This window comes from Leclercia sp. W17, assembly GCF_003336325.1.
GTDB lineage: Bacteria > Pseudomonadota > Gammaproteobacteria > Enterobacterales > Enterobacteriaceae > Enterobacter.
In genome coordinates this window covers 4,080,063-4,100,772 of sequence record NZ_CP031101.1, presented here as the reverse complement: position 1 = coordinate 4,100,772, position 20,710 = coordinate 4,080,063, and the positions used below count along the sequence as shown (strand labels likewise).

Here is a 20,710-nt window from a genome sequence, read left to right as displayed (position 1 = left end):
TCCTGTTCTTTACTCTGCCGCCAGTCGACGAAAGATTAAGCTTTCCGTATAGTGGCGGCAATTTTTTGCATCCGGGAAATAATCAATGATCAGTCTGATTGCGGCGCTTGCGGTAGATCGCGTGATTGGTATGGAAAATGCCATGCCGTGGAATCTGCCTGCCGATCTCGCGTGGTTTAAACGTACAACGTTGAACAAGCCGGTAGTAATGGGTCGCCTGACCTGGGAGTCAATCGGGCGCCCATTGCCGGGCCGTAAAAACATCGTAATAAGCAGCCAGCCCGGCACGGACGATCGTGTTGAGTGGGTTAAATCCATTGACGAAGCCATTGCTGCCTGCGGCGATGCTGAAGAGATCATGGTGATTGGCGGGGGTCGTATCTATGAGCAATTCCTGCCGAAAGCGCAGAAATTATATCTGACCCACATTGATGCTGAAGTGGAAGGTGATACCCATTTCCCGGACTACGATCCTGACGAGTGGGAATCGGTGTTCAGCGAATTCCACGATGCGGATGCGCAAAACTCCCATAGCTACTGCTTCGAGATCCTTGAACGCCGCTAATGTGGTTACTGCACCTTTCCCGCCGGGAGAGGTGCAGTGCTCTTTTACGACGCGACTGCTTCGTTTTCATCTAAATCCAGGTGCCGGTTCGACGGCTGCATAAACCAGGCTTTATCTTCCCAGCGCAGACAGGTGAGTTCTCCCCCCCAGCAGCAACCCGTATCCAGCCCATAAATGCCTTCAGGCGTGCCTTTCCCTTCCAGCGATGCCCAGTGGCCAAAGACGACGCTGTACTGCTCCGTTACCGGGCCAGGGATCGCAAACCACGGCTTAAGTGGCGTCGGCGCGTTTTCTGGCACATCCTTGCAGTACATATCCAGCTGACCATTCGGGAAACAGTAGCGCATGCGGGTGAAGGCGTTCGTGATAAAACGCAGACGCGCAACGCCGCTGAGCTCCATGCTCCAGTTGTTGGGCATGTCGCCATACATCGCATCGAGGAAGAACGGGTAAGAGTCGCTGGCGAGCACCGCTTCGACGTCCCGCGCACACTCTCTGGCGGTTTGCAGATCCCACTGTGGGGTAATGCCCGCGTGCGCCATCACCAGTTTTTTCTCTTCGTCGATTTGCAGCAGCGGCTGGCGACGCAGCCAGTTAATCAGCTCATCGGCGTCGGGCGCATCCAGCAACGGTGTGATCCTGTCTTTCGGTTTATTGCGGCTGATCCCGGCGTAGACCGCCAGCAGATGCAGGTCGTGGTTGCCGAGGACGATCCGCACGCTGTCGCCCAGCGATTTGACATAGCGCAGGACTTCCAGCGAGCCAGGGCCGCGGGCAACGAGATCGCCCGTGAGCCACAGCGTGTCTGTACCTGGGGTAAAATCCACCTGCTTTAGCAAGGCGATCAGTTCATCGTAGCAACCGTGAACGTCGCCAATGAGATATGTAGACATGTTTAGTGAATGAGTGTTGGTACAGCCAGACGGAAAACAGGAATAGCAACGCGGAATGCATTGCCCTCGGTATCGACCATTTCATAATGGCCCTGCATGGTTCCCAGCGGCGTCTCAATTACTGCGCCGCTGGTATACTGATACTCTTCGCCGGGCGCAATGTGCGGCTGTTCACCCACCACACCTTCGCCCTGCACTTCAATTTCACGACCATTGCCGTTAGTGATAAGCCAGTAACGCCCCAGCAGCTGGACAGGGGTTCGCCCGAGATTGCGAATGGTCACGGTGTAAGCAAAAACAAAACGTTCTTCATCCGGTGTGGATTGAGACTCGATGTAAAGGCTTTGCACCTGAACACATACGCGGGGCGAATTAATCATGGCTTAGCTCTCCTTCGGCGGCGCATTTTCGCTGATGTAGTTAGCCAGCTTGCAGTACTGCTCTACGGAAATGTTCTCCGCGCGCATCGCCGGGTCGATACCCAACTGAGCTAACACTTCAACAGTAAACAGATTGCCAAGGCTGTTACGAATCGTTTTACGACGCTGGTTAAAGGCTTCGGTGGTGATGCGGCTCAGCACGCGCAGATCGTTGACCGGATACGGCTTCGTTTTATGCGGCACCAGGCGCACAACCGCTGAGTCAACTTTTGGCGGCGGCGTAAACGCCGATGGTGGTACTTCGAGTACCGGAATCACGTTACAGTAGTACTGTGCCATCACGCTTAAACGACCATACGCTTTACTGTTCGGCCCTGCAACCAGTCGATTAACGACCTCTTTTTGCAACATGAAGTGCATGTCAGCAATGGCATCAGTATAGCTAAACAGGTGGAACATCAGCGGTGTGGAAATGTTATAGGGCAGGTTGCCGAATACGCGCAGCGGCTGGCCCATGTTCTCCGACAGTTCGCCGAAGTTCATGGTCATGGCATCCTGCTGATAAATAGTCAGTTTCGGCCCGAGGAACGGGTGCGTCTGCAGGCGTGCTGCCAGATCGCGATCCAGTTCGATAACGGTCAGTTGATCCAGACGCTCGCCAACCGGCTCGGTCAGTGCAGCCAGACCCGGCCCGATCTCGACCATCGCCTGGCCTTTCTGTGGGTTGATAGCCGAAACAATACTTTCGATCACAAACTGATCGTTGAGGAAGTTTTGCCCGAAACGTTTACGGGCTAAATGGCCCTGGTGGACGCGATTATTCATTGAGTATTAACAATCATTTTGATGGCGAGATTAAGCGCCGTAATAAAACTGCCGACATCTGCTTTTCCCTGGCCTGCTAAATCGAGCGCAGTACCGTGGTCAACAGAAGTACGAATAAAGGGTAAACCGAGGGTAATATTCACCCCGCGGCCAAATCCCTGGTATTTTAGCACGGGAAGGCCCTGATCGTGGTACATCGCCAGCACGGCATCTGCATGATCGAGGTATTTCGGTTGAAACAGGGTATCGGCAGGCAGCGGCCCGCTGAGATTCATGCCTTTGGCGCGCATCTCTTCCAGCACCGGAATGATGGTGTCGATCTCTTCCGTACCCATATGCCCGCCTTCACCCGCATGTGGGTTCAGGCCGCATACCAGCACGTGCGGATCGGCAATACCGAACTTGGTGCGTAAATCGTGGTGCAGGATGGTAATGACGTCGCGCAGCAGATCCGGCGTAATGGCGTCAGAAATGGCTTTGATGGGCAGGTGCGTGGTCGCCAGCGCAACGCGCAGCTCCTCGGTTGCCAGCATCATCACCACTTTTGCGCTGTGCGACCGCTCTTCAAAAAACTCGGTATGGCCGGTAAAGGCCACGCCGGCATCGTTGATCACCCCTTTATGGACCGGGCCGGTGATCAACGCGGCAAATTCCCCGCTCAGACAGCCATCGCAGGCGCGCGCCAGCGTCTCTACCACGTAATGGCCATTTTCGGTGCTCAGCTGGCCGGGGATAACCGGGGTTCGTAGCGGGACAGGTAGCAGCGTTAAGGTGCCTGCTTGCTGGGGAAGGGGAGCATTTTCTGCCTGATACGGCAGAAGCGTGAGCGGGAGATTAAGCTGTTTCGCCCGCGCTTCGAGCACGCTGGCATCGGCGCAGATCACCAGTTCGACCGGCCAGCTGCGCTGGGCAAGCTGGACGACCAGGTCGGGACCAATCCCGGCGGGTTCGCCGGGAGTGATGACAACACGATGTTGTTTCATTAGTTGCTCAGGACTTTGACGTAGGCGCTGGCGCGTTGTTCCTGCATCCATGTCGCGGCTTCTTCAGAGAACTTACGGTTGAACAGCATACGGTACGCACGATCTTTTTGCGCCGCATCGGTTTTATCCACATTGCGGGTATCCAGCAGCTCAATGAGGTGCCAGCCGAAGGTGGAGTGAACCGGTTCGCTCATCTGACCTTTGTTCATTCTCATCAGCGCATCGCGGAAGGCGGGATCGTAAATATCCGCAGCCGCCCAGCCCAGATCGCCGCCCTGATTCGCGGAACCCGGATCCTGAGAGAACTCTTTCGCGGCGTTAGCGAAAGAGGTTTTACCGCTGCGAATATCGGCGGCAATTTGCTCCAGTTTGGTCCGCGCCTGCGTATCAGACATGATCGGGGAGGTTTTCAGCAGAATGTGACGGGCATGAACTTCCGTCACGGAGATGCTCTTGCTCTGACCGCGCAGATCGTTGACTTTCAGAATATGGAAGCCCACGCCGGAACGGATTGGCCCCACAATATCGCCTTTCTTCGCCGTGCTCAGCGCCTGGGCAAAGATAGAAGGCAGCTCCTGAATACGACCCCAGCCCATCTGGCCGCCTTTCAGCGCCTGCTGGTCAGCGGAATAGGTGATCGCCAGTTTGCCGAAATCACCACCGTTACGTGCCTGATCGACGATGGAACGCGCCTGGCTTTCCGCCTCGGCCACCTGGTCAGAGGATGGGTTTTCTGACAGTGGGATCAGGATGTGGCTCAGGTTCAGTTCGGTGCTGGCATCGTTCTGATTGCCGACCTGTTTGGCCAGGGCGTCTACTTCCTGCGGCAGGATGGTGACACGGCGACGCACTTCGTTATTGCGCACTTCTGAAATCAGCATCTCTCTACGGATCTGATTACGGTAGGTCGAATAGTTGATGCCGTCATAGGCCAGACGGCTGCGCATCTGGTCCGGGGTCATATTGTTCTGCTTCGCAATGTTGGCGATAGCCTGATCGAGCTGCTCATCAGAGATCTTCACACCCATCTTCTGACCCATCTGCAGAACGATTTGATCCATGATCAAACGCTCCAGGATCTGATGACGCAGCGTGGAATCATCCGGAAGTTGCTGACCTGCCTGACCCGCGTTGAGCTTCACAGACTGCATTAAACCATCAACGTCGCTCTCAAGTACCACACCGTTGTTCACAACGGCAGCGACTTTGTCGACAACCTGTGGGGCCGCGAAGCTGGTATTCGCGACCATAGCGATACCGAGCAGCAGCGTTTTCCAGTTCTTCATACTTTTTCCATATCAATTAACCGCAAAGCGGATTACGTGTTAAATCAAGTACATCACAATGAACTACGGTACGGCAGAATCGGTGAGCGCAGCATCTGCTGAGTACCCAGACCATAGTTGGAACTCAGACCGCGCAGTTCGATGTTAAAGCCGATGATGTTGTCGTATTCGCTCTGACCTTTGTCATAGTCCCAGCCATTCAGCTTACGTTCGTATCCAACGCGGATCGCGTAGCAGCAGGAGTTGTACTGCACACCCAGCATCTGATCTGCAGACTTATTCTGGTTGGTATCGAAGTAGTAGGCTCCCACCACCGACCAACGATCGGCAATTGGCCAGCTTGCGATGCCCCCCACCTGCGAAATGCCCTCTTTCGTTTGTTCGGACGTGGCAAAGTTAGGTAACGTCGCCTGGATATATTCCGGGCTGGCGTAACGATAGCTAAGCTGTACCATTCGGTCCGCATCACGACGGTACTCGATTGAACCGCTACCGGTGGCAACATTGTTCAGTCGCGTATCATATTGCACGCCGCTGCGCAGACCCCAACGATCGGTTATGCGCCAGTAAGTATCTCCAGCCCATACCAGCGATCCTTTTTTGTCGTCCTTCTCCCACTGGATATTGTCATCACCGGTACGTGCTTCGGTGAAGTAGTAGATTTGACCCACAGAAGCATTAAAACGTTCAACTGCAGCATCATCATAAATACGGGTTGTGACCCCGGTAGTCACCTGGTTGGCCGATGCAATACGGTCCAGGCCACCGTAAGTACGGTCGCGGAACAGGCCGCTGTAATCAGATTGCAGGAATGAAGAGTCATAGTTCTGGATATTGCTCTGATCGCGGTACGGCACATAGAGATACTGGGCGCGCGGCTCCAGCGTCTGGGTATAGCCCTCGCTCCAGTTCATGTCGCGCTCGAAGACGAGCTTGCCGTCCACTTTAAACTGCGGCAGCACGCGGTTAACGGAATCTTCCAGACGCGTGCCATGGTTGGCATTGTACGTTTCCAGATTATCCTGCTGATAGTGGGTCGCCATCAGCTTCACTTCGGTATCAAGGCTGGCCCAGTCGTTTGAAACAGGCAGGTTAATCGTTGGCTCAAGGTGCAGACGCGTCGCTTCAGGCATGTCTGAGTCGGTATTGACGAAATGCACCGCCTGGGCGTAGACCCGGGTGTCAAAAGGACCCACATTATTCTGGTACCAGTTAACATCAAGCTGTGGCTCTGCAGCATAGGTGCTTTGCGTTTGGTCGCTAAAGACCTGGAACTGTTTGGTTGAAACGGTCGCGTCAAAATTCCGTACTACATAGCCCGCGCTGAATTTCTGCGTGGCGTAGCCATCGGTACTTGAGCCGTATTTAGACGTAAAATCGTTAAAATAGCTCGAGTCGCTGACTTTGGTGTAGTCGACGTTGAAACGCCACACCTGATCCATTACGCCCGAGTGCTGCCAGTAGTACAACCAGCGATGGCGATTATCCCCGGAGGTATTTCTTGGATCATCCTCATACACTTTATCCGATGGCAGATAGTCCAGCTCCATCAGACCAGAACCCGCCTGCGTCAGATAGCGGAACTCGTTCTCCCACATGATGTTGCCGCGCTTGTGGATATAGTGCGGCGTGATCGTGGCGTCCATGTTGGGCGCGATGTTCCAGTAGTACGGCAGGTAAAACTCAAAGTAGTTTGAGGTGCTGTACTTGGCGTTCGGGATCAGGAAGCCGGAGCGACGTTTGTCGCCCACGGGCAGTTGCAGATAGGGGCTATAGAAGACCGGCACCGGGCCGAGCTTAAAGCGGGCGTTCCAGATCTCCGCAACCTGCTCTTCGCGGTCGTGGATCACTTCGCTACCTACCACGCTCCAGGTATCCGAGCCTGGCAGACAGGAGGTAAAGGTCCCGTTCTCCAGAATGGTGTAGCGGTTTTCACCGCGCTGTTTCATCAGGTCCGCTTTACCGCGACCCTGGCGGCCAACCATCTGGTAATCACCTTCCCAGACGTTAGTGTCTTTGGTATTCAGGTTCGACCAGGCTTTCGGACCTTTCAGGATGACCTGATTATCGTCATAGTGCACATTACCCAGCGCATCGACCGTACGTACCGGTTCGGCTGCGCCTTCTGGCTGTTTCTGGTGCAACTGCACTTCATCGGCCTGCAAGCGGCTGTTGCCCTGGTTAATATCCACATTCCCGCTAAACAGGGCGTCGTCAGGATAATTCCCTTTTGCGTTGTCAGCGGTGATGGTAACCGGTAGCGTGTTCGTATCACCCTGTACCAGCGGGCGATCATAGCTGGGGATACCCAGCATACATTGCGAGGCGAGATCGGCTGCCAGACCCTGTTGACTGTACAGAGCCGTAGCTATCATCGTGGCCAGAAGGGTGGGGATACGTTTTTTCATACGTTTTATTTATTGTTCCGTCATCAGTGGCTTATCGCTGGCAAACGGTCAGAGACTATCTTACTCATCATCACAGTGCCAGCGTTAATCCTGCCCGTAAACGAGCCATGGTGATAGGCTCGTTATTGAATGACGAGTATGATAATGCAAATTATAGGCGATGTCCTTCACTTGACCGTGGCCAGGCCACCGGAATGATGGCGTTGCGCTGGATCAAATCGATCACCATTTGGGGAGTATATGCAGTATTGGGGAAAAATTATCGGCGTAGCGTTCGCTTTACTGATGGGCGCGGGCTTCTGGGGTATCGTTCTGGGGCTGCTTATCGGCCATATGTTTGATAAAGCGCGCAGTCGCAAGATGGCCTGGTTCGCTAACCAGCGTGAACGCCAGGCGCTTTTTTTTGCGACAACCTTCGAGGTAATGGGCCATCTGACCAAGTCGAAAGGGCGTGTCACCGAGGCCGACATCCATGTCGCCAGCCAGTTTATGGATCGCATGAACCTGCACGGTGACTCCCGGGCGGCCGCGCAAAACGCATTTCGTATCGGTAAGGCGGATAACTATCCCTTGCGCGAAAAAATGCGTCAGTTCCGCAGCATCTGCTTCGGGCGCTTCGACTTAATTCGGATGTTTCTGGAGATTCAGATCCAGGCGGCGTTTGCCGATGGGTCGCTCCACCCGAACGAACGTGAGGTGCTGTATGTTATCGCCGAAGAGTTGGGCATTTCCCGCACCCAGTTCGATCAGTTCCTGCGCATGATGCAGGGCGGCGCACAGTTTGGCGGCGGCTATCAGCAACAGCAGACGGGCGGGGGCGGCTGGCAGCAGGCGCAGCGCGGGCCAACCCTAGAAGATGCCTGTAATGTGCTGGGCGTGAAGCCAACCGATGAGCCGACAACCATTAAGCGCGCCTATCGTAAGCTGATGAGCGAACATCACCCGGATAAGCTGGTGGCCAAAGGTTTACCGCCAGAGATGATGGAGATGGCGAAGCAAAAAGCGCAGGAAATTCAGAAAGCGTACGAGCTCATCAAAGAGCAGAAGGGCTTTAAGTAAGGAAGTGGTTGGCCCGGCGGCAAGGTGCTGCCGGGCAACGGATCAAAAGTCTGCCGGTGCCTTAAAGGTCATCGGCGTACCGTATTCCGGGTGGGTGATGGTGAGCATTTCCGCATGCAGTTGCAGACGCGGCGCCATCGCCCGGGCTTCCGGCGTGGCATAAAAGCGATCCCCCAGAATCGGGTGACCCAGCGCCAGCATATGCACACGCAGCTGGTGCGAGCGGCCGGTAATCGGTTTTAACAGCACGCGGGCGCTGTTGTCCTCCGCGTACTCCAGCACTTCATACTCGGTTTGCGCCGCCTTGCCGGTCTCGTAGCAAACCTTCTGCTTCGGGCGGTTAGGCCAGTCGCAGATCAGCGGCAGGTCGACCAGCCCTTCCGCAGGCTGTGGATGTCCCCAGACGCGCGCCAGGTACTGTTTCTTCGGCTCACGCTCTCGAAACTGACGTTTCAGCTCGCGCTCTGCGGCCTTGGTCAGCGCCACTACAATCACTCCGCTGGTGGCCATGTCCAGACGGTGGACGGACTCCGCCTGCGGATAATCGCGCTGAACGCGCGTCATCACGCTGTCTTTGTGCTCATCCAGCCTGCCCGGCACGGACAACAAGCCGCTTGGCTTGTTGACCACCATAATATGCTCATCCTGATAGAGAATGACCAGCCACGGATCCTGCGGCGGATTGTAGGGTTCCATCAACATGTTTCGCTCCGCTTACTGATGCGTCACAACGATAAGGCGCAGCGCATCCAGACGCCATCCCGCCTGATTCAGGCTCTCAAGCACCTGCTGACGATTGGTTTCAATCGCCGCCAGTTCATCGTCACGAATATTCGGGTTCACCGCACGCAGGGCCTCGAGACGAGAGAGCTCCGCCGACAGTTTTTCATCCGCCTCGCTGCGCGCCGCGTCAATCAGGGCGCGCGCCGCTTTCTCAACCTGAGACTCACCCTGCTGGAGGATGGCGTAGACATCCTGCTGCACCGCATTCACCAGCTTACTGCCGGTATGGCGATTCACCGCGCTCAGCTGGCGGTTAAAGCTCTCAAACTCGACCTGCGCCGCCAGGTTGGTGCCATTTTTATCCAGCAGCAGACGTACCGGCGTGGCAGGCAGGAAACGGTTGAGCTGCAGCTGTTTCGGCGCCTGGGCCTCCACCACGTAGATCAGCTCCAGCAGCAGGGTACCCACCGGCAGCGCCTTATTCTTCAGCAGCGAGATGGTGCTGCTGCCGGTGTCGCCGGAGAGGATCAGATCCAGACCGTTGCGGATCAGCGGGTGCTCCCAGGTGATGAACTGCGCATCCTCGCGGGAGAGCGCCACATCACGCTCGAAGGTGATGGTGCAACCATCTTCCGGCAGGCCCGGAAAGTCCGGCACCAGCATGTGATCGGACGGGGTCAGCACAATCAAGTTCTCGCCGCGATCGTCCTGGTTGATACCGACGATATCAAACAGGTTCATGGCGAAGCTGATCAGGCTGGTATCGTCATCCTGCTCTTCAATGCTCTCTGCCAGCCGCTGGGCCTTTTCACCGCCGTTGGAGTGGATCTCCAGCAGACGGTCACGACCCTGCTCCAGCTGCGCTTTCAGGGCGTCATGCTGTTCACGGCAGGTTTTGATCAGCTCGTCAAAGCCCTCGGTGTTTTCCGGCGCCGCCAGATAGCCCGTCAGCTCGTTATGCACGCTATCGTAAATGGTACGACCGGTCGGGCAGGTATGTTCAAACGCATCCAGCCCTTCGTGGAACCAGCGCACCAGCACCGACTGGGCGGTTTTTTCCAGATACGGAACGTGGATCTGAATGTCGTGCGCCTGACCAATACGGTCCAGACGACCAATACGCTGCTCCAGCAGGTCCGGGTTGAACGGTAAATCGAACATCACCAGACGGCTGGCGAACTGGAAGTTACGCCCCTCGGAGCCGATCTCAGAGCAGAGCAGCACCTGGGCGCCGCTGTCCTCTTCGGAGAACCACGCCGCCGCGCGGTCGCGCTCGATAATGGACATGCCTTCATGGAACACTGCCGCGCGAATACCTTCCCGCTCGCGCAGAACCTGCTCAAGCTGCAGCGCGGTGGTGGCTTTGGCGCAGATGACCAGCACTTTCTGGGAACGGTTGGCGGTCAGATAACCCATCAGCCATTCAACGCGCGGGTCGAAGTTCCACCAGGTGCCAGTATCGCCTTCAAACTCCTGATAAATCTGTTCCGGATAGAGCATGTCCCGGGCGCGCTCTTCCGCTGTTTTGCGTGCGCCCATGATGCCGGAGACCTTGATCGCCGTTTGATACTGGGTGGGCAGCGGCAGACGAACGGTATGCAGCTCGCGTTTCGGGAAGCCTTTCACCCCGTTACGGGTGTTACGGAACAGCACGCGGCTGGTGCCGTGCCTGTCCATCAGCATGGAGACCAGCTCCTGGCGTGCGGCGTCGGCGCCTTCACGATCGCTGTTGGCCGCCTGGAGTAACGGCTCGATATCCTGTTCGCCAATCAGATCGCTCAGGGTGTTGAGCTCGTCGTTGGAGAGGTGCTTGCCCGCCAGCAGCAGGGCAACAGCATCCGCCACCGGGCGATAATTTTTCTGCTCTTCGACAAAGAGGTCAAAGTCATGGAAACGGTTTGGGTCCAGCAGGCGCAGACGCGCGAAGTGGCTCTCCAGACCCAGCTGTTCCGGCGTAGCGGTGAGCAGCAGTACGCCAGGTACGCGCTCGGCCAGCTGTTCAATCGCCATATATTCACGGCTCGGCGCGTCGACGTTCCACACCAGATGGTGCGCTTCATCGACCACCATGATGTCCCACTCGGCATCACAGAGGTGCTCAAGACGCTGCTTGCTGCGGCGCACGAAGTCCAGGGAGCAGATCACCAGCTGTTCGGTTTCGAACGGGTTATCGGCGTCGTGCTGGGCTTCGGCGTAGCGCTCGTCGTCAAACAGGGAGAAACGCAGGTTGAAGCGACGCAGCATCTCTACCAGCCACTGGTGCTGCAGGGTTTCTGGCACCACAATCAGCACGCGCTCGGCCGCGCCGGAGAGCAGCTGCTGGTGCAGGATCATGCCCGCTTCGATGGTTTTACCTAAACCGACTTCATCCGCCAGCAGGACGCGCGGCGCATGGCGGCGGCCAACGTCATGGGCGATGTTGAGCTGATGGGGAATCAGGCTGGTGCGCTGGCCGCGCAGACCGCTCCACGGCATGCGGTACTGCTCGCTCTGGAACTTGCGCGCACGGTAGCGCAGCGAGAAGCGATCCATGCGGTCGATCTGACCGGCGAACAGGCGATCCTGCGGCTTGCTGAAGACCAGTTTGCTGTCGAGCAGCACTTCGCGCAGCATGACGCCCGTCTCTTCGGTATCCAGTCGGGTTCCGATATAGGCGAGCAGTCCATTCTCTTCTTTTACGTCTTCAATCTTCAGCTGCCAGCCTTCATGGCTGGTAACGGTGTCGCCCGGGTTAAACATCACGCGGGTAACAGGGGAATCATTGCGAGCATACAGACGGTTTTCACCGGTGGCGGGGAAGAGGAGAGTGACCATACGCGCATCCAGCGCCACTACCGTTCCTAATCCAAGTTCGCTTTCTGTGTCGCTGATCCAGCGTTGACCAAGTGTAAAAGGCATATTTGTTCGGCTCTAATCTTTAATTGCAGGCAATAGTTCAACCACCGATCAGAAATGACGGTAATCGAATAATGGGTCCGGGAATGGAAAGGGCGCTATGGTACTGGATGGCAGCGATTTCGTCACCTGTCAAAATAGCCCCAACTGACCTGTCATCAGTGTAGCAAAGTCGTCGTCCATGAACGGTAAAATTCCCTCGGCGACGGGCTGTAGCTGGCGGGTGAGGTAGTGCTCATAGTCAAGGGGCGAACGCTGATAATCCACCGGCTCCGGGCCGCTGATGGTCCAGACATACTTGATGGTGCCTCGGTTCTGGTACTGCGGCGCGCGCCCAAGACGGACGTTCTCTTCATCGGCAAGCCGGGCGGCACGAACGTGGGGCGGCACGTTGCGCTGATACTCCGCCAGCGGGCGACGCAGCCGCTTGCGGTAGACCAGCTGATCATCCAGCTCGCCCGCCATCAGGCTGGCGATGGTCTCGCGCACAAACTCCTGATAGGGTTCGCGCCGAAAAATTTTCAGATAAAGCTCCTGCTGGAAACGCTGCGCCAGTGGGGTCCAGTCGGTACGGACGGTTTCCAGCCCTTTAAATACCATCCGCTGCTTTTCCCCCTCCTGGATAAGCCCGGCATAGCGTTTCTTGCTGCCCTGATCGGTTCCCCGGATGGTGGGCATTAAAAAGCGGCAGAAGTGGGTTTCATACTCCAGCTCCAGGGCGCTGGTTAAGCCAGCCTGTTGCAGATGCGTTCGCCACCAGTCGTTCACGTAAGCCACCAGCGCCTGGCCGATGGCGGTCGCCTCCGCTTCGCTTTTCGCCCCCCTGAGCCAGACGAAGGTCGAGTCGGTATCGCCATAGATCACGTCATAGCCCTGGGATTCCACCAGCACTTTGGTCTGGCGCATGATCTCGTGGCCGCGCATGGTAATGGACGAGGCCAGGCGCGGGTCGAAGAAACGGCAGGCGCTGGTGCCGAGCACGCCATAAAAGGCATTCATGATGATCTTCAGCGCCTGGGAAAGCGGCTTATTGCCGTGGCGCTTGGCCTCTTCGCGCCCGTACCAGATCTGGCTGACGATCTCCGGCAGGCAGTGTTTTTCCCGGGAGAAACGCGCCCCGAGGAAGCCCTCGGTGCTGTGCTGCTCATCCGGCTGGGCGAGCCCTTCCACCAGTCCGACCGGATCGATAAGAAAGGTGCGAATGATCGACGGATAGAGGCTTTTGTAATCCAGCACCAGCACCGAGTCGTACAGGCCGGGGCGGGAGTCCATCACATAGCCGCCGGGGCTGGCCTGGGGCGGCACGTCACCGAGGTTGGGGGCTACATAGCCCGCCCGGTGCATGCGCGGAAAATAGAGATGGCTAAAGGCGGCCACGGAGCCGCCGTGCCGGTCGGCCGCCAGGCCATTGACCGTGGCGCGCTCCAGCAGAAACGGCATGATCTCGGTTTTGTGGAAAATCCGCGTCACCAGCTCGCAGTCTTTCAGGTTATAGGTCGCCAGGGCCGGTTTATCTTCGGCGAAGCGGCGGTCAATTTCGTCCATCCTGTCCCAGGGATTGTCGATGGATTTACCTTCCCCGAGCAGCTCCTGCGATACCGATTCCAGCGAAAATGATGAGAAGCTCCAGAAGGCGGATTTCAGTGCCTCGATGCCGTCGATGATTAAGCGCCCGTTCGCCTGAGCAAAAAAGACGCCGTTTTTAAAGCCGTGCTCGCGCCACTCCAGCTCGCTGTTGCCGCGGCCGAGCAGCAGGGGGATGCGGTAGCGCTCGGCATGTTTTTGCAGAATGCGCAAATCAAACTGCACTACGTTCCAGCCGATGATGACGTCCGGGTCGTGCCGGGCAAACCAGGCATTCAGTTTTTCGATCAGCTGCGGACGGCTGTTGACGTACTCCAGCTGGAAATCGAGCTCCGAAGCGTCGCCGTTGGCCGGGCCCAGCATATAGACAACCCGCTGGCCGCAGCCTTCGATGCCGATGCAGTACAGCTCCCCGTGACGAGTGGTTTCAATGTCCACCGACGCCCATTTCAGGGGCGGACGATAGTGCGGGTTGGGTTTGAGACGGGCGTTGATCAGCCGTTCGCCCTTGGGCGTACCGTCCACCCAGACCGGGGCGGTGATAAAACGCTCCATCAGAAAGCGCTCCGGGGGACGAACATCGGCCTCAAAGAGGGTCACGCCCGCCTCGCGCAGCAGCTTTTCATAACGCATCAGCTGGCGGTGGGCACGGCAGTAAAGGCCGTAAACCGGACGACGGTGGAAATCTTTCAGCTCAAGGGGCGTCAGCCGCCAGCCATTTTCACCCTGCAGCAGCTGGCGGGCTTTTTCGACGTCAGGCTCGGGAATAAACGCAACGGACTCCTGGACAGGCAGGGTGACGTTTAGCGGGCCGGTATCTGTCGCCAGCCAGAATTCAACTTCGGTACCCTGGGGCGTATCCCGCCAGTGCCGGGTGAGTAAAAAGCCTTGTTGCGCCTGCGCCACGCCGTTCTCTCATAAAACAAAACCAGGCCTGATTATAGCCTGGTTAAGGGTGTTTTGCTGGGGTTTTATACAGGTGAGCTTTGCCAGATGGCGCTGCGCTTATTCGGCCTGGGAGACCTGTAGGCCCGGTAAGCGTAGCGCCACCGGGCGGGTTTTACTGCCCGTAATAGGCTTTCGCGCCGTGCTTACGCAGATAGTGTTTATCCAGCAACGTCTGCTGCATATCCGGCAGCTGCGGCGCCAGCTGGCGGCAGAAGATGCCCATATAGGCCACCTCTTCCAGCACAATAGCGTTATGCACCGCATCTTCGGCATTTTTACCCCACGCAAAGGGGCCGTGAGAGTGAACCAGCACCCCCGGCATCTGCGCGGCGTCGATACCCTGTTTCTCGAAGGTTTCAACAATCACGTTGCCGGTTTCCCACTCGTATTCACCGTTGATCTCGGCATCAGTCATCTTGCGGGTGCAGGGGATGGTGCCATAGAAATAGTCGGCGTGGGTGGTGCCGGTCGCCGGGATCGGCTGGCCTGCCTGCGCCCAGATAGTGGCGTGACGGGAGTGAGTGTGGACGATGCCGCCGATAGACGGGAAGGCCTGATAGAGCAGGCGATGCGTTGGCGTATCGGAGGAGGGCTTTTTCTTCCCTTCAACCACTTCACCGGTGGCGATGCTCACTACCACCATATCGTCGGCAGTCATTACCCGGTAGTCGACGCCGGACGGTTTAATGACGAACACGCCTGCTTCGCGGTCCACGGCACTGACGTTGCCCCAGGTCAGGGTAACGAGATTATGTTCCGGCAGGGCGAGGTTGGCTTCAAGCACCTGACGTTTGAGATCTTCCAGCATGTATCCTCCAGGAAAAAAGGCCCGCCCTGCGGCAGGCCAAAGGTTCCCCTGTTAACGTTTTGAACCGTAGTAGACTTCGTTCCAGCGCAGCGCATCTTTAAAGGCTGGCAGACGGGTGTCGTTATCAATGACCGTCAGTTCGATATCGTGCAGTTCCGCGAACTGACGCATGTCGTTGAGATCCAGCGCATGGCTGAAGACGGTATGGTGCGCGCCACCTGCTACGATCCAGGCTTCGGAAGCAGTTGCCAGATCCGGCTGGGCTTTCCACAGGGCGTTCGCCACCGGCAGTTTTGGCAGGGAATGCGGCGTTTCAACGGCGTCGATGCAGTTCACCAGCAGGCGGAAACGATCGCCCAGATCGATCAGGCTAGCGTTAATGGCCGGACCGGTACGGGTGTTGAAGATCAGACGCGCTGGATCGGCTTTGCCGCCGATGCCGAGATGCTGAACGTCGAGGATCGGTTTTTCATCCACGGCGATCGACGGGCAGACTTCCAGCATGTGCGAACCCAGTACCAGATCGTTGCCGTCCTCGAAGTGGTAGGTGTAATCCTCCATAAAGGAGGTGCCGCCCTGCAGACCGGTCGACATCACTTTCATGATGCGTAGCAGAGCGGCAGTTTTCCAGTCGCCTTCACCGGCAAAGCCGTAGCCCTGCTGCATCAGACGTTGTACCGCCAGGCCCGGAAGCTGCTTCAGGCCGTGAAGATCCTCAAAGGTGGTGGTAAAGGCATGGAAGCCGCCCTGTTCCAGGAAGCGTTTCATGCCCAGCTCAATACGGGCTGCATCCAGCACGTTCTGGCGCTTATCACCATTCACCTGTGCCGCCGCCGTCAGGCGATAGCTGCTTTCGTACTCATCCACCAGCGCATTGACGTCGCCATCGCTGATTTCATTGACGACCTGCACCAGGTCGCCCACCGCCCAGGTGTTGACGGAAAAACCAAACTTGATCTGCGCGGCCACTTTATCGCCGTCCGTTACCGCCACTTCACGCATGTTGTCGCCGAAGCGCACCACTTTCAGCTGCCGGGTATCCTGCTTCGATACGGCCTGGCGCATCCAGGAACCAATCCGCTGGTGCGCCTGCTTGTCCTGCCAGTGGCCAGTGACGACAGCATGCTGCTGGCGCATACGCGCGCCGATGAAGCCGAACTCACGGCCGCCGTGCGCGGTCTGGTTCAGGTTCATAAAGTCCATATCAATGCTGTCCCATGGCAGCGCCGCGTTGAACTGCGTATGGAACTGCAACAGCGGTTTGTTGAGGATGGAGAGGCCGTTGATCCACATCTTGGCCGGAGAGAAGGTGTGCAGCCACACCACCAGACCCGCGCATTTATCGTCGTAGTTAGCATCGCGACAGATATGGGTAATTTCATCCGGGGAGGTGCCCAGCGGCTTCAGCACCAGCTTGCACGGCAATTTTGCTTCCGCATTCAGGGCGTTTACGACATGTTCTGCGTGTTGAGTCACCTGGCGCAGGGCTTCCGGCCCATAAAGATGCTGGCTACCAATCACAAACCACACTTCATAATTATTAAAAATCGTCATTATCGTGTCCTTAATGTGTCAGGGTTGCCGTAGATTCCGGGATGTTTTTAACCGGGGCGGCGACAGGGAGATAGTGCTGCTCAGCGCTCTTCGCCCACTGCTGGTAGCGCTGATAAAGCTGTTCAAAACGTTGCGCCTGCTGCGCGCGCGGCTGCAGGGTACTTTCCACCTTGCTCGCCATATGCTGCTGCGCTGTCGGGATGTCGGTGTGTACGCCCGCCGCCACCGCCGCGAAGATCGCCGCGCCCAGGGCACAGCACTGATCCGAGGCGACAATTTGCAGCGGACGGTTCAGCACGTCGCAGCAGGCCTGCATGATCACCGGGTTCTTACGGGCGATACCGCCCAGCGCCATCACCTCATTGACGGCGATCCCCTGTTCGGTAAAGCACTCCATAATGGCGCGCGCGCCAAAGGCGGTAGCCGCTACCAGCCCGCCAAACAGCGCCGGGGCGTCGGTGGCGAGATTCAGATCGGTAATCACCCCTTTCAGGCGCTGGTTGGCATTCGGCGTACGGCGGCCGTTAAACCAGTCGAGAACGACCGGAAGATGATCGAGGGAAGGATTCTTCGCCCAGGCGTCGGTCAGCTGCGGCAGGAGCTGTTTTTTGCTCTCTGCGATCTGGGTTTTCAGTTCCGGATGGGCGGCGGCCAGCTGATCCAGCGGCCAGCCCAGCACGCGGCCAAACCAGGCGTAGATGTCGCCAAAGGCGGACTGACCCGCTTCCAGCCCGATAAAGTCCGGTACCACGCTGCCGTCAACCTGGCCGCAGATGCCTTTTACGGCGCGATCGCCGACGCTGGCTTTATCCGCCGTCAGGATGTCGCAGGTGGAGGTGCCGATCACTTTCACCAGCGTGTTAGGCTGTGCGCCCGCGCCGACCGCGCCCATATGGCAGTCAAAAGCGCCGCCGGAAATGGCTACCGTCTGAGGCAGGCCCAGGCGTTCTGCCCACTCGGCGCAGAGCGTGCCGACCGGGATATCAGCGGTCCAGGTATCGGTAAAGAGCGGGTAGTCGAGGTTCTGGTTGATGATCGGGTCGAGTTCGTCAAAGAAGGTGGCAGGCGGCAGGCCACCCCAGCTTTCATGCCAGAGGGATTTGTGCCCGGCGCTACAGCGACCGCGACGGATATCCTGCGGACGGGTGGTGCCGGAGAGCAGGGCCGGAACCCAGTCACACAACTCAATCCAGGAGACTGCCGCTTTTGCCACCTGCGGATCCTGACGGGTAACGTGCAGGATCTTCGCCCAGAACCACTCGCTGGAGTAAATGCCGCCGATGTAGCGGGAGTAGTCGTTTTTGCCTGGCTGATGGCACAAACGGGTGATGGCTTCGGCTTCTTCCACCGCGGTATGGTCTTTCCACAGCACAAACATGGCGTTCGGGTTATCGGCGAACGCCGGCTGCAGCGCCAGCACGTGACCATCGGCGTCAATCGGCGCCGGGGTTGAGCCGGTGCTGTCCACGCCAATCCCGACGATCTGAGCGCGCTGCGCCTCGCTTAACTCCGCCAGTACGGTTTTGATTGCCGCTTCCATCGACTCGATATAGTCACGTGGATGATGGCGGAACTGATTGTTTGGCGCATCGCAATAGCGCCCCTCTTGCCAGCGCGGATACCACTCGACGCTGGTTGCTATCTCCTGACCCGTAGTGCATTCCACTGCCAGGGCGCGTACTGAGTCACTGCCAAAATCGAGGCCAATCGCAATTGCCATGGTGTTGCTCCATCAAAAACAGATATGAATGAACATTAGAGAGTGAGGGGGAAAATCGTCAGGCGGGATCCGCTAATCTTATGGATGATTTTGCTGTGACATGGGAAAGTGTGACGCCGAGCAAATAATCTATGTGGACATTTCTGCCGTGGTTATAGACACTTTTGTTACCGCCGACCCGCTCGATGTTACGGATAAATCGCAACGGAAGCGTTATGATGGCGGATCTGAAAGCGGGCTGATACCTTTTCGATCTTTGAGCAGCCCGTTTTTATGCCGCTTTTGATGATATGGACAAATGGTTTCCTTCAGGACTGCCAGGAGGACTGAAAATATGGCTGAAACGCAAAGCGATCCGCTGCTGCCGGGCTACTCGTTTAACGCGCATCTGGTGGCGGGACTGACGCCCATTGAGGCTGACGGCTATCTCGATTTTTACGTTGATCGACCGCTGGGGATGAAGGGCTATATCCTCAACCTGACCGTGCGCGGAGAGGGGGTGATCAAGAATGGCGATCAGACCTTCGTCTGCCGTCCGGGCGATATTCTGCTCTTCCCGCCGGGTGAAATTCATCACTATGGCCGTCATCCCGATGCCCGGGAGTGGTATCACCAGTGGGTCTACTTCCGTCCGCGCGCTTACTGGCAGGAGTGGCTGGCCTGGCCGTCGATGTTTGCCCATACTGGCTTTTATCGCCCGGATGAAGCGCATCAGCCGCAGTTTCGGGAGCTGTTTGCCCAGATCATCGAGGCCGGACAGGGCGGGGGACGCTATGCCGAGCTGCTGGCTATCAACCTGCTGGAACAGCTGCTGCTGCGCCGGATGGAGGCGATCAACGAATCGCTCAACCCGCCGCTGGATCACCGGGTGCGCGAAGCCTGTCAGTACATCAGCGACCATCTGGCGGACAGCCAGTTTGATATCGCCAGCGTCGCCCAGCATGTCTGCCTGTCGCCGTCGCGTCTGTCGCACCTGTTCCGCCAGCAGCTGGGGGTGAGCGTGCTGAGCTGGCGTGAGGATCAGCGCATCAGCCAGGCCAAGCTGCTGCTCAGCACCACCCGCATGCCGATTGCCACCGTCGGGCGCAACGTCGGCTTTGAGGATCAGCTCTACTTTTCCCGGGTCTTTAAAAAATGCACTGGCGCCAGCCCCAGCGAATTTCGCGCAGGGTGTGAATAGAAAGTAAATAAAACTAAACAAGTTCGCTGGATCCTGTTCACACCCGGTAAACTATTCAGACAATTGTTGTCTTGACGCAGCAGGGCGCTCTTCGCAGAATCCCTGCTTCGCCACCTGACCGGAACTGTTATGCAGGCATTGCTGGAACATTTTATTACCCAGTCCGTTACCTATTCGCTCGTCGCCGTCGCGCTTGTGGCCTTTCTGGAATCTCTGGCGCTGGTTGGGCTGATCCTGCCCGGCACGGTGATGATGACCGGGCTCGGCGCGCTGATTGGCAGTGGCGAGGTTAACTTCTGGCAGGCGTGGCTGGCGGGGATCGTCGGCTGTCTGCTGGGCGACTGGATCTCATTCTGGCTGGGCTGGCGCTTTAAAAAGCCGCTGCACCGCTGGTCATTCATGAAAAAGAACAAAGCCCTGCTCGATAAAACCGAGCATGCCCTGCATCAACACAGCATGTTTACCATTCTGGTGGGGCGCTTTGTTGGCCCGACGCGCCCGCTGGTGCCGATGGTGGCGGGGATGCTGGATCTGCCGGTGGCGAAATTTATCGTGCCGAACCTGATTGGCTGCCTGTTCTGGCCGCCCATTTACTTCCTGCCGGGTATCCTGGCCGGCGCGGCAATCGATATTCCTGCTGGTGTGCAGAGCGGCGGCTTCCGCTGGCTGCTGCTGGCGACCGCGCTACTGCTGTGGCTGGCGGCCTGGCTCTGCTGGCGGCTGTGGCGCAGCGGGAAAGCCTCCTCGGATCGCCTCAGCCGCTATCTGCCGCGTGGACGCTTATTCTGGCTGGCCCCCGTCACCCTGGGCGTGGCGCTGGTGGCACTGGTGATGCTGGTACGTCACCCGCTGATGCCGGTGTATGGTGAGATCCTGCTTAAGGTTGTCAGCCGCTGATC

General features: G+C 57.5%; 16 protein-coding genes. 4 read left to right on the top strand and 12 right to left on the bottom strand.

Features of this window, described 5'->3' with window-relative positions:
• Positions 1-85 precede the first annotated feature (85 nt).
• Positions 86-565 carry a type 3 dihydrofolate reductase gene (folA, locus tag DVA44_RS20355; RefSeq protein ID WP_103178233.1) on the top strand — a complete coding sequence of 160 codons (480 nt, stop codon included), beginning with the start codon at positions 86-88 and terminating at the stop codon, positions 563-565.
• Positions 566-609: 44 nt separating this feature from the next.
• Here folA and apaH read toward each other — a convergent pair whose 3' ends face one another.
• From apaH to lptD, 6 genes are read right to left on the bottom strand one after another with little or no spacing between them, the layout of a single operon-like run.
• Positions 610-1,458, bottom strand: a complete 849-nt coding sequence (gene apaH, locus DVA44_RS20350) for a bis(5'-nucleosyl)-tetraphosphatase (symmetrical) ApaH (protein ID WP_114387966.1) — start codon at positions 1,456-1,458, stop codon at positions 610-612.
• Positions 1,459-1,460: 2 nt separating this feature from the next.
• Positions 1,461-1,838 carry a Co2+/Mg2+ efflux protein ApaG gene (gene apaG / locus DVA44_RS20345; RefSeq protein WP_103178235.1) on the bottom strand — a complete coding sequence of 126 codons (378 nt, stop codon included), beginning with the start codon at positions 1,836-1,838 and terminating at the stop codon, positions 1,461-1,463.
• Between the two features lie 3 nt (positions 1,839-1,841).
• Complete coding sequence (rsmA, locus tag DVA44_RS20340) at positions 1,842-2,663, bottom strand: 16S rRNA (adenine(1518)-N(6)/adenine(1519)-N(6))-dimethyltransferase RsmA (RefSeq protein ID WP_114387965.1); 822 nt, start codon at positions 2,661-2,663, stop codon at positions 1,842-1,844.
• Positions 2,660-3,646, bottom strand: coding sequence for a 4-hydroxythreonine-4-phosphate dehydrogenase PdxA (gene pdxA, locus DVA44_RS20335; protein ID WP_114387964.1), 987 nt, complete (start codon positions 3,644-3,646; stop codon positions 2,660-2,662). The genes rsmA and pdxA overlap by 4 nt, the downstream gene beginning before the upstream one ends.
• Positions 3,646-4,932, bottom strand: coding sequence for a peptidylprolyl isomerase SurA (gene surA, locus DVA44_RS20330; RefSeq protein ID WP_103823220.1), 1,287 nt, complete (start codon positions 4,930-4,932; stop codon positions 3,646-3,648). The genes pdxA and surA overlap by 1 nt, the downstream gene beginning before the upstream one ends.
• A gap of 53 nt (positions 4,933-4,985) precedes the next feature.
• Positions 4,986-7,340, bottom strand: a complete 2,355-nt coding sequence (lptD, locus tag DVA44_RS20325) for an LPS assembly protein LptD (RefSeq protein WP_114315912.1) — start codon at positions 7,338-7,340, stop codon at positions 4,986-4,988.
• Between the two features lie 240 nt (positions 7,341-7,580).
• Here lptD and djlA point away from each other — a divergent pair, with 240 nt between their 5' ends.
• Positions 7,581-8,399, top strand: a complete 819-nt coding sequence (gene djlA / locus DVA44_RS20320; RefSeq protein ID WP_114387963.1) for a co-chaperone DjlA — start codon at positions 7,581-7,583, stop codon at positions 8,397-8,399.
• 42 nt (positions 8,400-8,441) lie between these two features.
• Here the strand turns inward: djlA and rluA are convergent, their stop codons facing one another.
• The 6 genes from rluA to araB all read right to left on the bottom strand — a co-directional run bounded on the left by rluA (position 8,442) and on the right by araB (position 18,631).
• Positions 8,442-9,101, bottom strand: a complete 660-nt coding sequence (gene rluA / locus DVA44_RS20315; protein ID WP_114387962.1) for a bifunctional tRNA pseudouridine(32) synthase/23S rRNA pseudouridine(746) synthase RluA — start codon at positions 9,099-9,101, stop codon at positions 8,442-8,444.
• Between the two features lie 12 nt (positions 9,102-9,113).
• A complete protein-coding gene (gene rapA / locus DVA44_RS20310) occupies positions 9,114-12,020 on the bottom strand; it encodes an RNA polymerase-associated protein RapA (RefSeq protein WP_114387961.1) in 2,907 nt (968 codons plus the stop codon).
• Positions 12,021-12,149: 129 nt separating this feature from the next.
• Positions 12,150-14,507, bottom strand: coding sequence for a DNA polymerase II (polB, locus tag DVA44_RS20305; RefSeq protein ID WP_114387960.1), 2,358 nt, complete (start codon positions 14,505-14,507; stop codon positions 12,150-12,152).
• A 154-nt stretch (positions 14,508-14,661) separates the two neighbouring features.
• Complete coding sequence (araD, locus tag DVA44_RS20300; protein WP_032616482.1) at positions 14,662-15,357, bottom strand: L-ribulose-5-phosphate 4-epimerase; 696 nt, start codon at positions 15,355-15,357, stop codon at positions 14,662-14,664.
• A 51-nt stretch (positions 15,358-15,408) separates the two neighbouring features.
• Entirely contained in the window at positions 15,409-16,911 is a 1,503-nt protein-coding gene (gene araA, locus DVA44_RS20295; protein ID WP_114387959.1) for an L-arabinose isomerase, read from the bottom strand.
• Between the two features lie 10 nt (positions 16,912-16,921).
• Positions 16,922-18,631 carry a ribulokinase gene (gene araB, locus DVA44_RS20290; RefSeq protein ID WP_114387958.1) on the bottom strand — a complete coding sequence of 570 codons (1,710 nt, stop codon included), beginning with the start codon at positions 18,629-18,631 and terminating at the stop codon, positions 16,922-16,924.
• A gap of 334 nt (positions 18,632-18,965) precedes the next feature.
• On the opposite strand from araB, the gene araC reads away from it, so the two are divergent.
• Positions 18,966-19,811, top strand: coding sequence for an arabinose operon transcriptional regulator AraC (araC, locus tag DVA44_RS20285; protein WP_103823228.1), 846 nt, complete (start codon positions 18,966-18,968; stop codon positions 19,809-19,811).
• Between the two features lie 129 nt (positions 19,812-19,940).
• Positions 19,941-20,708, top strand: a complete 768-nt coding sequence (locus DVA44_RS20280) for a DedA family protein (protein ID WP_103823229.1) — start codon at positions 19,941-19,943, stop codon at positions 20,706-20,708.
• Positions 20,709-20,710: the final 2 nt, after the last annotated feature.

Coding starts and splice junctions, on each gene's coding strand:
- rluA (WP_114387962.1), bottom strand. CDS start 9,101: ATGTTGATGGAACCCTACAATCCGCCGCAGGATCCGTGGCTGGTCATT.
- araB (WP_114387958.1), bottom strand. CDS start 18,631: ATGGCAATTGCGATTGGCCTCGATTTTGGCAGTGACTCAGTACGCGCC.
- araC (WP_103823228.1), top strand. CDS start 18,966: ATGGCTGAAACGCAAAGCGATCCGCTGCTGCCGGGCTACTCGTTTAAC.
- surA (WP_103823220.1), bottom strand. CDS start 4,932: ATGAAGAACTGGAAAACGCTGCTGCTCGGTATCGCTATGGTCGCGAAT.
- folA (WP_103178233.1), top strand. CDS start 86: ATGATCAGTCTGATTGCGGCGCTTGCGGTAGATCGCGTGATTGGTATG.
- DVA44_RS20280 (WP_103823229.1), top strand. CDS start 19,941: ATGCAGGCATTGCTGGAACATTTTATTACCCAGTCCGTTACCTATTCG.
- lptD (WP_114315912.1), bottom strand. CDS start 7,340: ATGAAAAAACGTATCCCCACCCTTCTGGCCACGATGATAGCTACGGCT.
- rapA (WP_114387961.1), bottom strand. CDS start 12,020: ATGCCTTTTACACTTGGTCAACGCTGGATCAGCGACACAGAAAGCGAA.
- rsmA (WP_114387965.1), bottom strand. CDS start 2,663: ATGAATAATCGCGTCCACCAGGGCCATTTAGCCCGTAAACGTTTCGGG.
- araD (WP_032616482.1), bottom strand. CDS start 15,357: ATGCTGGAAGATCTCAAACGTCAGGTGCTTGAAGCCAACCTCGCCCTG.
- pdxA (WP_114387964.1), bottom strand. CDS start 3,646: ATGAAACAACATCGTGTTGTCATCACTCCCGGCGAACCCGCCGGGATT.
- apaH (WP_114387966.1), bottom strand. CDS start 1,458: ATGTCTACATATCTCATTGGCGACGTTCACGGTTGCTACGATGAACTG.
- djlA (WP_114387963.1), top strand. CDS start 7,581: ATGCAGTATTGGGGAAAAATTATCGGCGTAGCGTTCGCTTTACTGATG.
- araA (WP_114387959.1), bottom strand. CDS start 16,911: ATGACGATTTTTAATAATTATGAAGTGTGGTTTGTGATTGGTAGCCAG.
- apaG (WP_103178235.1), bottom strand. CDS start 1,838: ATGATTAATTCGCCCCGCGTATGTGTTCAGGTGCAAAGCCTTTACATC.